Annotated in this window: 14 protein-coding genes and 2 pseudogenes; 3 read left to right on the forward strand and 13 right to left on the reverse strand. The window is 41.7% G+C overall.

Going from position 1 to position 16079, the window contains the following annotated elements; genetic code table 11:
• Positions 1-46: 46 nt before the first annotated feature.
• A pseudogene (locus HMPREF2837_RS03845) lies at positions 47-4782 on the reverse strand (bacterial Ig-like domain-containing protein).
• Between the two features lie 305 nt (positions 4783-5087).
• Here HMPREF2837_RS03845 and HMPREF2837_RS03850 point away from each other — a divergent pair.
• Positions 5088-6719 carry a Na/Pi cotransporter family protein gene (locus HMPREF2837_RS03850; protein WP_049527702.1) on the forward strand — a complete coding sequence of 544 codons (1632 nt, stop codon included), beginning with the start codon at positions 5088-5090 and terminating at the stop codon, positions 6717-6719.
• Between the two features lie 28 nt (positions 6720-6747).
• Here HMPREF2837_RS03850 and HMPREF2837_RS03855 read toward each other — a convergent pair whose 3' ends face one another.
• Both HMPREF2837_RS03855 and pepA read right to left on the reverse strand, forming a co-directional pair.
• On the reverse strand, positions 6748-7044 hold the full coding sequence (locus HMPREF2837_RS03855) for a bacteriocin immunity family protein (protein ID WP_049548499.1): 297 nt from the start codon (positions 7042-7044) through the stop codon (positions 6748-6750).
• Positions 7045-7067: 23 nt separating this feature from the next.
• Positions 7068-8132 carry a glutamyl aminopeptidase gene (pepA, locus tag HMPREF2837_RS03860; RefSeq protein ID WP_049548500.1) on the reverse strand — a complete coding sequence of 355 codons (1065 nt, stop codon included), beginning with the start codon at positions 8130-8132 and terminating at the stop codon, positions 7068-7070.
• Positions 8133-8385: 253 nt separating this feature from the next.
• On the opposite strand from pepA, the gene galE reads away from it, so the two are divergent.
• Positions 8386-9384, forward strand: coding sequence for a UDP-glucose 4-epimerase GalE (galE, locus tag HMPREF2837_RS03865; protein ID WP_065426684.1), 999 nt, complete (start codon positions 8386-8388; stop codon positions 9382-9384).
• 97 nt (positions 9385-9481) lie between these two features.
• Here galE and yidD read toward each other — a convergent pair whose 3' ends face one another.
• From yidD to HMPREF2837_RS03910, 10 genes are all read right to left on the reverse strand, one after another.
• A complete protein-coding gene (yidD, locus tag HMPREF2837_RS10660; RefSeq protein WP_049548501.1) occupies positions 9482-9718 on the reverse strand; it encodes a membrane protein insertion efficiency factor YidD in 237 nt (78 codons plus the stop codon).
• Entirely contained in the window at positions 9718-10443 is a 726-nt protein-coding gene (locus tag HMPREF2837_RS03870) for a pseudouridine synthase (protein WP_049503236.1), read from the reverse strand. The genes yidD and HMPREF2837_RS03870 overlap by 1 nt, the downstream gene beginning before the upstream one ends.
• Positions 10430-10999 (reverse strand): SMC-Scp complex subunit ScpB, encoded by a 570-nt coding sequence (gene scpB, locus HMPREF2837_RS03875; RefSeq protein WP_049548502.1) that lies wholly within the window; start codon positions 10997-10999, stop codon positions 10430-10432. The genes HMPREF2837_RS03870 and scpB overlap by 14 nt, the downstream gene beginning before the upstream one ends.
• A gap of 12 nt (positions 11000-11011) precedes the next feature.
• The gene (locus tag HMPREF2837_RS03880) at positions 11012-11746 is read right to left on the reverse strand and encodes a segregation/condensation protein A (RefSeq protein ID WP_049548503.1); all 735 of its coding nucleotides are present in this window, start codon (positions 11744-11746) and stop codon (positions 11012-11014) included.
• Entirely contained in the window at positions 11746-12480 is a 735-nt protein-coding gene (gene xerD, locus HMPREF2837_RS03885; RefSeq protein WP_049548504.1) for a site-specific tyrosine recombinase XerD, read from the reverse strand. Before xerD ends, HMPREF2837_RS03880 begins: the two co-directional genes overlap by 1 nt.
• On the reverse strand, positions 12477-12938 hold the full coding sequence (gene cbpB / locus HMPREF2837_RS03890; protein ID WP_049527719.1) for a cyclic-di-AMP-binding protein CbpB: 462 nt from the start codon (positions 12936-12938) through the stop codon (positions 12477-12479). The genes xerD and cbpB overlap by 4 nt, the downstream gene beginning before the upstream one ends.
• Positions 12935-13456, reverse strand: coding sequence for a metallophosphoesterase (locus tag HMPREF2837_RS03895; RefSeq protein ID WP_049548505.1), 522 nt, complete (start codon positions 13454-13456; stop codon positions 12935-12937). The genes cbpB and HMPREF2837_RS03895 overlap by 4 nt, the downstream gene beginning before the upstream one ends.
• Positions 13432-14295, reverse strand: a complete 864-nt coding sequence (locus tag HMPREF2837_RS03900) for a nucleoside-triphosphate diphosphatase (protein ID WP_398578165.1) — start codon at positions 14293-14295, stop codon at positions 13432-13434. The genes HMPREF2837_RS03895 and HMPREF2837_RS03900 overlap by 25 nt, the downstream gene beginning before the upstream one ends.
• Before the next feature lie 103 nt (positions 14296-14398).
• The gene (gene racE, locus HMPREF2837_RS03905) at positions 14399-15193 is read right to left on the reverse strand and encodes a glutamate racemase (RefSeq protein WP_075230665.1); all 795 of its coding nucleotides are present in this window, start codon (positions 15191-15193) and stop codon (positions 14399-14401) included.
• 205 nt (positions 15194-15398) lie between these two features.
• Positions 15399-15644 (reverse strand): YneF family protein, encoded by a 246-nt coding sequence (locus tag HMPREF2837_RS03910; protein WP_001048970.1) that lies wholly within the window; start codon positions 15642-15644, stop codon positions 15399-15401.
• A 225-nt stretch (positions 15645-15869) separates the two neighbouring features.
• Between HMPREF2837_RS03910 and HMPREF2837_RS11635 the strand changes: the two are divergent.
• A pseudogene (locus HMPREF2837_RS11635) lies at positions 15870-16079 on the forward strand (ABC transporter ATP-binding protein); the annotation flags it as partial.

A 16079-nucleotide genomic window follows, 5' to 3' on the forward strand; every position in this document is an offset into this window, starting at 1 on the left:
TTATACCACATTATGTACTGTTTTAGGTTCAATTTACTATATTAACTTAATCTTCTTTTTTCTTTTGAGCTAGCAAACCAAAACCACTTAAAACTCCAGCTAAGCCAAGAGCTACTAGATTTGCATCTACTCCTTCACCTGTACTTGGAAGTTGTTTTCCTTCAGGTTTGTCAGCTTTTGCTTCTGCTTTTGCTGGCTCCTGCTTAGCTACTTGTGCTACTGGAGCAGGTGCAAGAGGTTTGTCAGCTTGAACATCCACTTTTGTACCAACTTCAACAATCTCAGTTACGGCTTCCTTGAGAACTTCCGTCCCCTTAAGACTGCGATGTCCTTCAGAATCAATCTCTACAAGGTTTCTACGAAGACCTGCAACTCCTACTTGAACCAAGCGTCGTTCTCCTACTGGGAGGCTAGGATTTACTCTTTCTTCATGTCCATATGCAAGAACTTCTTTTTCCACAACCAAGCTTGGTTTCTTAACTTCTAAGACTTTTGGACCGTCTAGCGGTTGAACACGGCTTTCTACCTTGGTACCAACTTCAGTGATTTCTGCAACTGCTTCCTTGACTACTTCTGTTTTAAGAAGAGTACGGTTACCTTTGGCATCTACTTCAATCAGACGACGAGTCTGCCCTTCTACACCTACCTGAACAATACGACGTTCACCCAACAAGAGGTCTCCTGCTGGACGTTCTTAGCGTTCGAAGATTTGAGTTTCTGTTTCAATCACTAGCTCAGGTAGAGCTTCAACTGTTGGCGCAGTTTCTCCTTCTTCTAAGCTACCCACATGGTGGCTTTCTTCTGCAGGAGCTAGTTTCTTATTCAGCTTTTCTTTCATGTCCGCAAAGGCTTCTGGAATTGGCATTTGTGAAGATAATAAAGTCTCAGCTTGCGCAATCAACTCAGATTGAGGATCTTTTTCAAGGACAGATTCGAGCAAGCTTTCCAATTCTTCTCTAGCAGTTTGATAACGTTTATTTCCATCCAAGGCTGCACCTGCTTGTTTTAAATCGTTCAGGGCTTGGTTGACTGCTTCTTGACTAGCATCGTGGTTTTCTAAAATCGCTTTTGCTGCATCAATCTTCTCAGCAAGAGCTGCTTGTTTTGCTGCATCCGCAAATATATAAGCTAATGTTTCTTTGCGTCCTTGAGCAGATGTGATTTCTTGTTTCAGATATTCGTCGTTAATGGCTGCCTTAGGTGATACTAGAACATCAAAGTCGACAGTTTGTCCTTGATAGTGCAACTGAAGTTTTTGACGGCCTGTTTTTTGAGAATCATAACCTGTAATTTCGACTCCTTGGTCTGTAAAGCTATGTTCTGTCTCAGTTTCATCGTCATACAAGACCTTGAAGCGTCCTTCTGATAAGTCAAGAGCATCGCCTACAAAGTAATCAATCTTCGGTTGTTTACTAATATACAGGGTTGCGACTTCTTTTGGACCAGCTTCTTCACCTGTCACTTGAACCTTGAAGCTTCCTGCAACTGGAAGACCAAGATAGGTTACTGTTAACTCTTGTTCGCCATGATGGTGAGCATCGTAGCCGTTGACTACAACACCAGCATGACTAAGGTTGATGACTTCATCTGCTTCTTCACCTTCGTATTTGACACGGAGAAGACCACCTTTAAGATTCAATTCCTCACCACCTTGATAAGTTGTCTTTTTAGGTGCTGCTTCTAGACTGACAGCCTTAATCTTTCTTTCATCCTGAGGAATTGTTACAGCAAGAGTATTACTGATTTCTTTCCCTGGCAATTGTGTTCGGTAGTAAAGAAGACTTGGACGTTTTTCAAAGCTCAATGGATTTGTCGCTAGATCCCCTCCAACTGCTGTATTTAAGGTAGCGATTGGAGTTTGTGAATCTGCCTTGTCATAGACTGTGATGGTTGCCCCAGCAGGAACTTCTGAGAATCCTAGTTGAACCTTATTATCAGTTAGAACACGCGCTGCAACTTTACTCATTGGAATGTTTTGGCTCTCCGTATCAAGAGTTTCATACATCTTCCAGTTGTAGATACGAATGGCTTTCCACGGTGTTCCATTGTCAGACATGATGACGTTCAAGCGCCAGTCTTGCGCAGTGATTGGGCTATCAAGGGTGATATCTGAAACATGGGCTTTATTGCCACGAACAGCTTTAGCTAGTTTCCATTCGCCTGCTTCATCTTTGTAGTAAAGGTCAAAGTCTTTGGTGTTCATCAAGCCATCATTAACAGACTCTCCACCAGCTCCTGCGTGGTCCATGACCCATCTAACAACACGGCGTGGTTGTGTCAAACGGATATCAACGCTACCACTCAACTGAGCAGAAGACCATTTGTCAGATAGGCTGGTGATGGTACCATTCAACATTCCTTCGACGCCTTCTCCACCTTCTGTATTTGGGAAGGTACTTCCGATAACAGTCGCTCCTGGAACGATGTTTGTTGCTAATGGTCTTGGAAGGCTTGTATCTTGGACAGTCATTCCCCACTCAAAGTTTGTAGTTGCTGCTTCAGAGCGAAGTCCATTCTTCCCAACTGCGACAACCTTCAACTCTTGACTAGTACCAGTTGCACTAGCTGAACGGCTAACTTTTGGTAGGTAGATCGTAGTGGCAGACGAGCCTGTCAATAGATGCCAAGTATCGCCATCCTTCTCATAAACTTCATAGAAGTCAGCATCCTTGTTACCTGTAAATTGAACAATGGCTTCCGCTTCTTGAGCATTTTTCAGAGATTGTTTAGCTACTTTAAGAGCAGTTGGTGCTTGAGGTGCCTCTTGATTATCTGACACTGTCAACTCACCCAAGTTAAATTGGTAATCCTTAAGAGCAGCAGTATTTTCAAAAGTAAGTTTGATACCGTAAATGGTCTGACCTGCCAAGGTACTCAAGTCAAATTCGTCTTTTGTCCAATCGTCAGATAGAGTCAGCTCTTTACGAGCATTCTCGCCACCATAAGTATAGTTTTTCTGAGTCGCAAATTCTACATAGACCTTGCTTCCCTTACCGCCTTTATGGGCGACACGGAGTTTCGTTTTATCTGTTACTTCCAGTTTTGTAGAGTAGAGACGAACATCTTGGTTGGTATTTTCAGCTAAATCACCCGCAAACTTGAGTGAATTTCCTCCATTGTAGGCATCTTCAAAGTCATAGTCAGCTTGGAGTTTAGCAGCTGATGATGTTTGCCACCAGCGCCATGTAGGCAAGATACCTGATACAGAACGATAGTTCCATTCAGAATCCTTGGAAACTTTACCATCTACAAACCATTTTTTACCATGTCCAGTGTTAAAGGATGTTGTGAAGCTACGTCCAACTGCTGGTGTGCGGTCAGCTACGAGGTTGGCAATCCCGTACCAGTCCTTGTCCTCTGGTTTTTGACCAGTTGGATCTCCTTGATAACCTGCAAAGAAGATGTTTTCATTCTTATGATAGTCTTCGCCTGTCTTACCAAGACTGGTAATAGTATCAGGTGCAAAGAGGCCAAGTGATAATCGGAGCTTGCCATTTTCATCTAGAAGGGCATCCCATTTCACTTTTGTCTTGTAGGAACCACCTTGTTGCAATTCCAAACCTGCAAAAACATCATACTACTACGTCCAAGCCATTTTGCCATAGTTACAGAGTAATCATTTTTCTCTTTGGTCCAGTTAAAGTTGGCAAAGAAGTGATCTGCAGGAACCTTGTCCCCCTCTTTTTCCATGAATGGGTAGTTGTATTCACCAAGTCCGTCTTCGTGATAACGACCATATTCATAGGTCATGGCATCGTACCAAGAATACTTGACTGGATGATTGACTTGAGCTGCGTACTCCTTGGTATAAAGCATGAAGTCACGCATTTTCTTACCAAGAGGCGTTACGATATCTCCTGTTGTTTCTTGGTTGATAAAATATCCATCAAAGTCATAGTATTTAGCCAAATCAACCAACTTACGAGCGATAGGGAAAGTTCCGTCTTCGTCTTGTTGTAGAGCTGAAGCAAATTTTTCTTGGTCTGCAATGCTATTTGACCAGTTGAAGAAGAGTGTACCCAATACAGGAACACCATTACGGTGACCAGCATCAATCACGTCTGGAGTTGGGACTAGCCCTTCCCAAAAGACCATGGAATTCAAGTACTGCCAGTAGTCAAAAGCGTAGGCTTTAAACTCTTCACCACCTACAGAAGCGTGGTCTTTAGCCTTAGAGTTAGTGTTAGCAAGAGCTTCAACCTTAGCGTCCTTATTAGCTTTTTCGTTAACTACATGTCCACGATAGCGCTTGGCTAGTTCTACTGAAGAGCGGTTAATAGCATCGTCTTCGCGAGCACCTGGTTCCCATTTCAACAAATCTTCCCATGTGTCAAACTTAATTTCTTTTGGTCGAAGACTTTTTTCTTCTTTCTTAGGAACGTCAGCGACAGTAGCTTTTTCTTCTGGCTTATTTTCTGTAGTAGCAGGCGTTTCTTCAACCTTAGGAGTTTCAGTTGCTGGGCTAGTTGCTTCCCTATCAGCTGCAGTCAATTGATCCAAACTTGGTTTCTCTTCTGAAACAGGCTGCTCGCTTGTCTTATCTTCCGTCGCTTCCAGCTCTTTCAATACTTCTGGTGCTGGTGTGGTTGCTTCTGCTGGAGTAGTGGTTGACGGTTGCTCTGAAGCTACTGCTGTAGTTGTTGTCCCATTTTCTGGAACGACAGACTCTTCAGCCAAAGCTGGGCCTGCAAATAGAACTGAACCAATCATCAATGAGCAGGCACCCACTGACAATTTCCGAATACTATAGCGACAATGTTTTTCAAAAAATGGATTCTTCATCTTTTTCTCCTTTGACTTTCCATAAAAAGTAAGCGCTTTATTTTTGATTTAAAAAAGTAGCTGTTCCAAAAATATACAGAACAGGTCATTTTTATTTTACGATATTTAGAAAAAGAGTCAACACTAGCCCTTCAAGAACTATAAAGAAGTGAAGAATTAATATAAATTAGACAATCATCTGCTATTTTTCAAATAAAATCAACATTTTTCTCAAAAAAAGAGCATTTACTACTTGTTAGATTTACTTTTATCCTTTAAAATAGAATGGGAGAAATTCCGCGATTATTTTTCGGAGGAAAAAGAAAATGTCCATTAATTGGCAGGAAATTATTTTTCACTTTTTAGGTGGTCTGGGTCTATTTTTATATAGTATCAAGACCATGGGAGACGGTTTGCAACAAGCTGCTGGAGACCGCCTTCGATATTACATTGACAAGTACACAAGTAATCCCTTCTTAGGGGTTTTAGTGGGAATTGTCGTCACTGCCCTAATCCAGTCAAGTACAGGTGTAACGGTTATTACGGTTGGACTAGTCAGTGCTAGTCTCCTCACCCTTAGACAGGCCATCGGGATTATCATGGGAGCCAATATTGGAACGACCGTAACGTCCTTCATCATCGGTTTCAAACTTGGCGAGTATGCCCTACCCTTGATTTTCCTTGGAACCATGTTCTTATTCTTTACAAAAAACCGTACTGCAAATAATATTGGACGTATCCTTTTTGGTGTGGGTGGTATCTTCTATGCCCTCAACCTCATTAGTGCTGGGATGAGCCCTCTTAAAGACTTGCCTCAGTTCAAGGAATACATGGTTACCTTGGGTCAAAATCCTATCTTGGGAGTTGTGGCTGGTGCAGTTATTACCGTTCTGATTCAGGCTTCTTCTGCAACCATCGGGATCCTACAAGGTCTTTATGCAGGTGGATTCCTCGACCTCAAAGGGGCACTACCAGTCCTATTCGGAGATAATATCGGTACAACCTTAACAGTTATCATCGCAGCAGCCGGAGCAAACATCTCTGCTAAGCGAGTTGCAGCAACACACGTTACCTTTAACGTTTTAGGAACCATCCTCTGCTTAATCTTGTTAGGCCCATTCACTTCGATGATCGAGTACTTCCAGGCACTACTTCACCTCTCACCTGAGATGACTATTGCCTTCTCACACGGTGCCTTTAACGTAAGTAACACCATTGTACAATTCCCATTCATCGGTGCTTTGGCTTACTTTGTTACTAAGCTAATCCCTGGTGAAGACGAAGTTGTTAAATACGAACCTCTTTACCTGGATGAACAACTCATCAAGCAAGCTCCTTCTATCGCCCTAGGAAATGCCAAGAAAGAACTCTTGCACCTAGGAAACTATGCTGTTAAAGCATTCGATCTTTCTTACGACTACATTATCAATTCTAATGAAAAAGTCGCAGAAAAAGGACACAAGACCGAAGAAGCTATCAACACAATCGACGAGAAATTAACACGTTACCTCATTAGTCTATCTAGTGAAGCATTGAGCCAAAAAGAGAGTGAAGTCTTAACCAACATCCTTGACTCTTCTCGAGACTTGGAACGTATCGGTGACCACGCTGAAGCTTTGATTAATCTTAACGACTACTTGCAACGCAAGAATGTTCAATTCTCTAACTCAGCACTAGAAGAGTTGGAAGAGATTTACCGTCAAACAAGCGATTTCGTTAAAGATGCTCTTGAAAGTGTTGAAAACAATGACCTTGAAAAAGCTCAAGCTCTTATTGAACGCCATGAAGCCATCAACAAGATGGAACGCGTCCTTCGTAAGACACACATCAAACGCCTTAACAACGGTGAATGTTCTACCCAAGCAGGTGTCAACTTTATCGACATCATTTCACACTATACTCGTGTGTCAGACCACGCTATGAACCTTGCTGAAAAGGTTTTGGCTGAACAAATTTAATATAAAAAAATGCTTTGATTCTCTCGAATCAAAGCATTTTAAATAGCTCTCCAATCATAAAGGAAGAGGCAGCTGCACCCTTGTACCTTGCTTCTTCCTTTTTGATATAGCGGGCCAGATTAACTAACTCTGGCGCTGGTGTTCTAGGATTCTTGAGGAGTTCAAGTGTGACTAGCCCTGAAAGTCGGACTGCAAGCAAGCGCTCATTGGTGCTGGGCAACTGCTTAGCAGTTTCTAGGAGTGCAGCCACTAAATCTTCACTCAAGTTTTGACGGGCATTATTGTAAAGATCCCGTACCAAGGTTTCTAGGTTGGCTTCTTCCATCCTACACACCTCCATTTTTAAATTTAATAGTTCTTAATCAAATCTACAGTTGAGCGATCCAATTTTTTCACCAAGGCTTGTAGAAAAGCTTGGGCTTCTAGGAAGTCATCCATAGCGTAAAGGGTTTGGTGAGAGTGGATATAACGAGCACAAACACCGATTGTTGTTGATGGTACTCCACCATTTTTCAGATGAGCTGCACCTGCGTCAGTTCCACCTTTTCCACAGTAGTATTGGTACTTGATACCAGCTTCTTCAGCAGTTGTCAAAAGGAAATCTTTCATGCCTGGGAGAAGCAAGTGACCTGGATCGTAGAAACGAATCAAGGTTCCATCACCAATCTTACCTTGACCACCATAAACATCACCTGCTGGTGAGCAATCCACCGCAAGGAATACTTCTGGATCAAATTTTGTTGTAGATGCATGGGCACCACGAAGTCCAACTTCCTCTTGGACGTTAGCACCTAGGTAAAGTTCATTTCCCAGTTTTTGACCTGACAAGTTTTCTGCCAACTCGCTAACCATGAGAACTCCATAACGGTTATCCCATGCTTTTGAGATGATATTTTTTTTATTAGCAGTTAGGATTGCGCTACTATCTGGAACGATAGTATCTCCAGGACGGATACCAAAGCTTTCAGCCTCAGCCTTATCTGCAAAACCACCGTCAAAAACGATATCTGAAATAGCTGGCATGGTTGGGCCACCTGTGCCTCGAGTCAAATGTGGAGGTACTGAACCTGAGATGACTGGAATTTCACGTCCTTGGCGCGTAAAGAGTTTAAAACGCTGGCTGCTAACAACCATAGGGTTCCAACCACCAATGCTGACTACTCGGAAGGTCCCGTCTGGCTTGATTTCACTTACCATAAAACCAACTTCATCCATGTGAGAGGCTACCAAAACACGAGGTGCATTTTCAACTTCTGAGTGTTTAACCCCAAAAATACCACCCAAGCCATCAGTCACAACTTCATCCACGTGAGGGGTAATTTTTTCACGAAGATAAGCACGTACAGGTGCTTCATGACCTGAGATAGCGGAAAGTTCTGTTACTTCTTTGATTTTAGAAAATAATGTTGTCATTTCTATCCCTTCTTTCTTTCAACCATTTTACCACTTTTTATAGGAGAAAGGTAGTGGGAAGTTGGTATCTTAGTCTTCTTTCTACAAATCATATCTTATTTTCTAAGTAGTAAAACAGTATTCCCTTGTATATGAGGAAAGGTATAAAAAAATTATAACACCAACATCTTTACTTTTATGAAACTATAAAAAATATTTGACTTTTTCTTCTACATTTTTTAAAATAGAACAAAATTAGAAAAAGGAAAAAATCATGACTAAAACAATTCTTGTTACAGGTGGGGCTGGCTACATTGGCTCCCATACCGTTAAAGCTCTTTTAAATGCTGGCTACCAGGTGCATGTCCTAGATAATCTCTCTACAGGAAATCGTTCTGCTGTGGATAGTCGTGCTAGCTTTAAACAACTAGATGTTTATGATGCTAGTACCTTAAAAACTTACTTGGAAGAAAACAAGGTTGACGCTGTTCTCCATTGTGCAGGTGAGATTGTTGTGAGCGAAAGTATTGAAAACCCAAGCAAATACTTCACTGCCAATGTTGCTGGGATGAACCAAGTTCTTAAAGTCTTATCTGAAGTTGGCATTCAAAAAATCATGTTCTCTTCGACTGCTTCTCTCTATGGTAATAATTGTATTGATAAGCCAGCTACTGAAGATACCCTACTCGACCCTGTCAACCCTTATGCAGAGACAAAACTGATGGGCGAACGAATGATTTACTGGATGGCTAATCGCTACGATTGGAAATATGTTATTTTCCGCTATTTCAATGTTGCTGGGGCAGAAATGGATGCTTCAAACGGTCTGCGTGTGAAAAATCCAACTCACATCATTCCAAACATCAACAAGACCGCATTGGGACAAAATGATAGCCTAAAAATATTTGGAGATGACTACGATACACGTGACGGTTCATGTATTCGGGATTACATTCATGTCTTGGACCTTGCACAGGCTCATGTTAAAGGGATGAATTACCTATTTCAAGAAGACAGTTCTTCTCAAATCTTTAACTTAGGAACTGAAAAAGGCTATACCGTCAAAGAAATATTTAAAACTGCTGAAGAATTACTGAATCAAAAAATCCCACACGAAATTGTTGCTCGCCGTGCTGGTGACCCCGCTAGCGTCCTTGCAGATGCCTCAAAAGCTAAAAAATATCTTGATTGGAAAGCTAGTTACTCCCTTGAAGATATTATTTTATCAGATTATCATTGGCGTGTTAAAGAAGGCAAAAACATTTTGGAATAAATAACAGAAACATCAATAATAAATAAAAACACAGATAGATGGCACTTGATAAATACCAAGTATAATCTATCTGTGTTTTATACATTAGAAGCCAATTTTATATTGTATTTCTCTTTAATGAAAAATGATCTGGCACTGGATCTTTACCCGTTTCAGACCAAGGATGGCAACGTAATATCCTAGCCAAGCCCATCAAAACTCCCTTGAGGCCATGTTTTTCAATAGCCTGAATCATGTAATTTGAACAAGTGGGCTCAAATCTGCAAGACGGTGGAAAAGCTGGCGAGATAAAGCGTTGGTAAAAGCGCACTGGCGCAATTAAGATTTTTTTCATTATTTATTATTTGTTACAGCCATGGTGTGTAGCTGGCTGATTTCTTTTTTATTGAGACGACGTGCTTCTCCTGGACGAAGTCCTGTCAAGTCTAAATGTCCAAAACGTGTCCGAGACAACTTATCCACTTGGAGCCCAACTGCTTCAAACATCTTTTTAACCTGGTGATTGCGTCCTTCATGAATGGTTAGCTGGACAACCGAACGGTTTTTTACTGGATCTACTTTGAGAATTTCGTAGACGGCTGGCTTGGTTTTCTTGCCTTCAATTTCAACGCCTCGAGTCAAAGGACGGAGGTTTTCTTTGTTGGCAATCCCTTTCACACGCGCAACATAGACCTTATCAATCTCATTACGAGGGTGAATCATCTCATCTGTAAAGTCCCCATCGTTGGTCAAAATCAAGACTCCAGATGTATCCCAGTCCAAACGTCCCACAGGATAAATCCGTTCTTTAACATTGGGTAAAAGGTCAACAACCGTCTTGCGGCCCTTGTCATCCGTTACACTGGAAATTACACCACGTGGTTTATTGAGCAGATAATAGACCTTTTCTTCGTTATAGATTGGTTGACCTTCAACTTCGACCTTGTCGCCTGACTTGATAGTAGTCGCTAGTTCACGCACTACCTGTCCGTTGACAGTCACCAATCCTTGCTTGATCAACTCTTCTGCTTTTCTCCTACTGGCCACACCTGCGTGGGCAATATATTTATTGATTCTCATCTTCTTCTATCCTTTCACCAAATAATTGGCTTTCTTGTGCTTGAATGTCAAGCTCATTTATCACTGGCAATTCTTCCAGATGATTAATACCCATGTAATCTAGGAAATAATCCGTAGTTACATAGAGATTAGGGCGACCCAAAACCTCTTTTTTCCCGTCTTCCTTTATCAGATCAAAAGCCTGCAACTTTGCCAAGGCTCCACTCGAGTTGACCCCACGGATGGCATCAATTTCTATTCGTGTGATAGGCTGCTTATAAGCAATGATGGACAAGGTTTCTAGCGCAGCTCGAGATAGACTCTGGTTGATGGGCGCCTTAGAATATTCTTTCAAAATAGCTGCGAATTGAGGCTTGGTTACCAATCTGTAGGCACCACCTGTCTCAATCAAGGCTAAACTGGAATCCTGGTCTTTTTCATACTTTTGGACTAACTTTTCTAAGCTTTGCTGAATCCCAGTCGGTGGCAAAGAAAGGAGTTCAGCCAATTGGCGAATTCTTATCCCCTCTTCACCCGCTACAAACAAGAGCGCTTCTATTTTTGCTAAAGTACTCATACTTCCTCTCTATCAAGCCTGACTTTGTTCTACTTGATTTTCGTCTTTCTTTTTCAGGAGATAGATATCTCCAAAGCTCTCTTTTTGAATTAAGAGAATTTCTTGGGTTTTAATCAACTCCAAGGTCGCTAAAAAGAGTGTAATGACCTCTTGTAAATTCCTGGTTTCTTTAAACAAATCCTGCAAGCGCAATTGTTGACCTTCAACCAAGGCTTCTCGGACGATAATCATCATATCCTCGATCTTATACTCATCTCGTAAAATGGTTGTATGATTTTGCGAGAATTCTTCTTTTTTCTTGGAAAGCAAGTTTGAAAAGGCTAAGAAAAGATCGATTGTGGTCTTATCATGCACAAGTTCAGCATCCTCATAAATCAACTCAGTAGGTGCTTTTGAGTAATATTGAGCTCGTTCTTGGTGTTTCACTTCCAACTGCTCTCCCAAAAGTTTAAACTTGCGGTATTCTTCGATTTGAGAAAGGAGGTCCTGCTCCAGGTCATCCTCTAGGTCTGTCACTTCTGCAACCTTGGGCAAGAGCTTACGACTCTTGATCAGCATGAGTTGACTAGCCATGACCATGTACTCACCTGCGACTTCCAAACGCATAGCTTGTAATGTCGAGATATAGGCTAGATATTGCTCGATAACCTCTGTAATCGGCACATCATAGATATCCATCTGGTACTTTGAAACCAAGTGCAAAAGAAGATCCAAAGGCCCTTCAAAATCTTTTAATTTAATATCCATTATCTATATTTTTCCAAGGTCATGACTGTCTTTAATCCTAATTTTTTAGCAATTTCGTACAAGTCAACCTTTTCTTCGATTTGTCTTAATATAAACTGTTCTCTCAATCCTTGGGCAGATAAGTCTGAAAAACCTTTTTCTTTTAGAAAGGCTTCTAACTGACGAAAGGCCCACTGACGCGAGTAGGCTTTGCCAGACTTTTCAAAAATATAGGTCTGGTCCATCAAGGGAGCCAGTTCTGGAAGCAAGCGCGTGGGGATAGCTACAATTCTCTGTTGGGAAGCCTTCTTGATTCTCAAAACTTGAAAATCCAGATTGATATCCGCAACCTTTAGAGTTAAAATCTCGCTTGGCAAGAGTCCCATTTCCAAGATGAGGAGCGCCAGTAAGCGTCCCTCTGGAAAGTCGCTTTCCTGCCAAAAGGATTCTAGGTCCAAAAGCTCAGGTTTTGCTTGTTGCTGCTCGGCCTGCTTAAGCAATTCTATGCGATAAAAGGTCTTGAGTTCCCCTTTTTGATAGAGAAAGTAGAGAAACTGGTTACAAGCAGAAACCTTACGTTTTTGAGCACTAATCTTCAAACTTGACAGTTGGGCTTGATAAATCTTGAGACTGGTCTCAGAAATCCGCTCGCCTACAATGTCTAAAAATTGCTCAAGATCATACTTATAAGACTGCTTGGAATTGGCAGATAAGCCCTGCTTTTCCTCTAAAAATGCTGAAATCCCTTCTCTCATTTGCTTCGAATCTCATATTCCTTACTAAAGTCATGCAAGAGAGCATTGACAGCCTTAAGGATTGATTTCCGTGTGATAATGCCTTGGAAGATACCATCCTTGTCAACGACTGGTAGGAAAGACTCATCCACTAACTTATGTAAAACATCCGTCAGTGTATAGTCTGGACTGACAACTGCTACGTCCTTCTTGGTCATATGTACGATATCCGTGTCTGCCATAGCTTCCTGACTCAAGCCCTGCTCCATCTGGTAGGCCAGAATGTCTCTAAGTCCAATGGTTCCGACAAATTCTTTCTCATCAGTCACTACTGGCACTCTTGTATAGGTCATCTGGCTAAGGAGGAGAATTGCATGATCTGCATTGTGGCTATCAATGAGTACAGCCAAATTTTCAGCAGGAGTTAAAAAGGTTTCCTCTTGCTCCAGTAAAAACTGTTCAAACTCCTTGGCAATCATCGAGCAAACTCCTTGGATAAGCCTGGATAGACCTCATGGTTACGTGTCAAAAAGTCCACTTTAAAGTAGCTATCATCAATCTCTACACGGGCATAGAGGCATTCTCTGATAGTCCCACGTGGCTGACTGATAGAACCAGGGTTTAGAAAGAGGGTCTTTCCTTCCATCCAAGCGTTTGGAACATGCAAGTGCCCATAAAGACAGATATCTGCATCTTCTTCCTGAGCCCAGAAATCTAGTTTCTGGAAATTAAAGTTAATATCAAACAAATGTCCATGGGTCTGGATGATCTTGGTAGAGCCTAGTTGAGTCACCAAGCGTTCTGGATAATCTGAATAAAAGTCCATGTTTCCTCTGACTACTTGGATTCCTTCCCAGAGTGGTGAGTCTGGGCGAAGTTCCGAGTCACCATCGTGAAAAATGGCATCAACTTTCCCAAGATAGCGGTCACGGATTTCTTCTACAATCAAGCTATCTCCGTGGGAGTCACTCATTACAATGATGGTTTGCTTTGCCATGATGGAAATACCTCCAAAAGTTTCTTAACGGCTAAGGCACGGTGGGATTGACTATTTTTTTCTTCAAGGGTTAATTCAGCTGATGACTTGCCTGTTTCTCCTACTAGGAAAAGAGGATCATAGCCAAAACCATTTTCACCCTTAGGTTCAAAGTTAATGTAGCCTGGCCAATCAGCTTCGACCACCAAGCTTTCCTTACCTGGGCTAGCTACGACCAGGGTGGTGTGGAATTGTGCCGAACGGTCCTTGAGTTCAAAGACCATGGCTAATTCGTGCAAGAGTTTAGCATTATTTTCTTGGTCGGTAGCCCCTACTCCTGCAAATCGAGCTGACCAGACACCTGGTAATCCACCGAGGACATCGACTTTAAGACCAGAGTCATCAGCTAAAACCATCTTGCCTGTTAATTTAGAAATAGTTTCTGCCTTAAGGCGGGCATTTTCTTCAAAGGTCATACCTGTTTCTGCTACTTCAGGCAGGTCAGGATAGTCATTGAGATTCTCCACATCATATCCAAGTTTGTCAAAGATAGCACGAAATTCCTTGGTTTTGCCCTCGTTACGAGTCGCAATCAGCAAAGTTTCTCTGACCTTATTTGTCTCAAAGAAATCTTGAACGTTGACTCCTTCTTTAGGCAATTCCACATGCAAGAGTTGGCCATTTTCAACTAAGAGCAAGGCACCTTGACGTTGAATGACTTCTAAGTTTCGGTCCGCTTCTTGGTTAAGAATATCTACCACAAAAGAGAGTAAGCGATAGGCTGAACCATATCGTAAAACAGTGACTGAAAGCGGAAATCCTCGCTCCTCATCTCGAAAGATTTTGGCTAAATCAAACAAAGGAAACGCTAAGTCATCATCCGTCAAAGTCCGAATGCCACCAAAACACTGTAGGATCCTACATACCAGTCCTGGTCGTCCTTGTATTCATAAATTTTGTTTGTCATAATGTTACATGCTCCACATGAATCTCTTTTTCCAGCCATTCTGCTCCTATCTGGGCAAAACTTTGGCTATTTGCTGTTGTGTAAAAACGGTGTTGTAGCGGGCCTGCATCACGGCTACGATTGATTTCAAAATAATTGAGCAAGACTGAGATGTCCCGCACGCACTCGGCTCCACTATCGATCAGCTGAACCTTAGGCCCCATGACATTTTGAATAATGGATCTGAGGAGTGGATAATGAGTACAGCCTAAAATCAAGCTATCTACTTTTCCGACTAAGGGACGCAAGGTTTCATAAACGACTTTCTTGGTCACACTGGTCGATAGAGCACCTGACTCGACCAAGGGAGCAAACTTAGGGCAGGCCAAGCTTTCCACTTGTAAATCTGGGTCTAGATCATGAATCTTTTGTCGATAAATATCTGATTTTACCGTCATCGGGGTTCCAATCACACCGATTTTCCCACCTTGACTTGCTTTGATAGCTGCTGATGCACCAGGCAAAATCACACCCAACACCGGAATATCCAACTTAGCTTTAATCTCTTCCCAGACGACTGCCGTTGCTGTATTACAAGCAATGACAATCATCTTAACATCCTTGGTCAAAAGAAAGTTGACCAGTTGCCAAGTATATTCACGAATCTGCTCAGCAGGACGGGGACCATAAGGAGCCCGTGCCGAATCTCCAATATAGACGATTTCTTCATGGGGAAGCTGGCGCATGAGTTCACGTACAACCGTCAAACCTCCAACGCCCGAATCCAAAAAACCAATCGGTCGATTATCCATACAGTCTTCTTTCTAGTATTTTTTCCTGATTGATAGTTCATTATTATTCATTTCTTTCTGAAATTGCTGACAGACTGGGTAGTTCCCCACTGTCTCCCTCTTAATCATAATCAAATATCAATAGAATGCAAGGAAAAAGTCTTGTCTCTAAATATCAGTCAAACATAGTGAGAAGTCTGGAACTTTCATCCCAGACTTTTCCTATTTATTTCTTTTTATTGTTAGCAAGGGCTGCTTTTTGTTGGCGAATGATTTGGTGGTAAACTTGTTGTACTTTGGCTTCACTTGGCTTTTGACCGTTTGCACTCAAGAGAGTACGAACTGCTTCTGCGTTCAAACGTGGGTTATCCGCAAATTCTTTTTCGATTTGCTTGCGCACCAAGTACATACCTCCAAGAGCTCCTCCTAGAAAAGCTAAAAGAATCAATACAATTGCTAAAATAAGGTTCATAACATTTCTCCTGTTTCTTTTTGAATCTTCTATATTATACCATAAAGTCCTACGCCTGACTAGTTTGAGTTACGCTTTCAAAAAAATGAATGCTAGCTAAAAAAGAGCCCTTTTATTCCTTAGAAGAAGGCTCTTTCTGAACTTAATCTACATAAATCGCTAGCGTTTGGTATGGTTTAAGAATTACTTTTTTAGCAAGTTCCACATTCTCATAGTTTGATAAGAGCTCGCACCCTCTATCATGATAGCCAACTCATCTTAGCCGATGAGATTAAGGCCAATCTTGACTTGGAAAATAGCAGAAAGATCAGTGACTTGCTCTTCTCCCTACCTCAAACAGTCATAGAAGTCATTCACCACTACACAGAAGAGGACTTAAAACACTACGACCAAGTCATTCACCTAATACTCAATGAAAATCAAAGAGCAAACTAG

Source organism: Streptococcus sp. HMSC071D03, from assembly GCF_001812125.1.
GTDB classification, from domain to species: Bacteria; Bacillota; Bacilli; order Lactobacillales; family Streptococcaceae; genus Streptococcus; species Streptococcus pseudopneumoniae_N.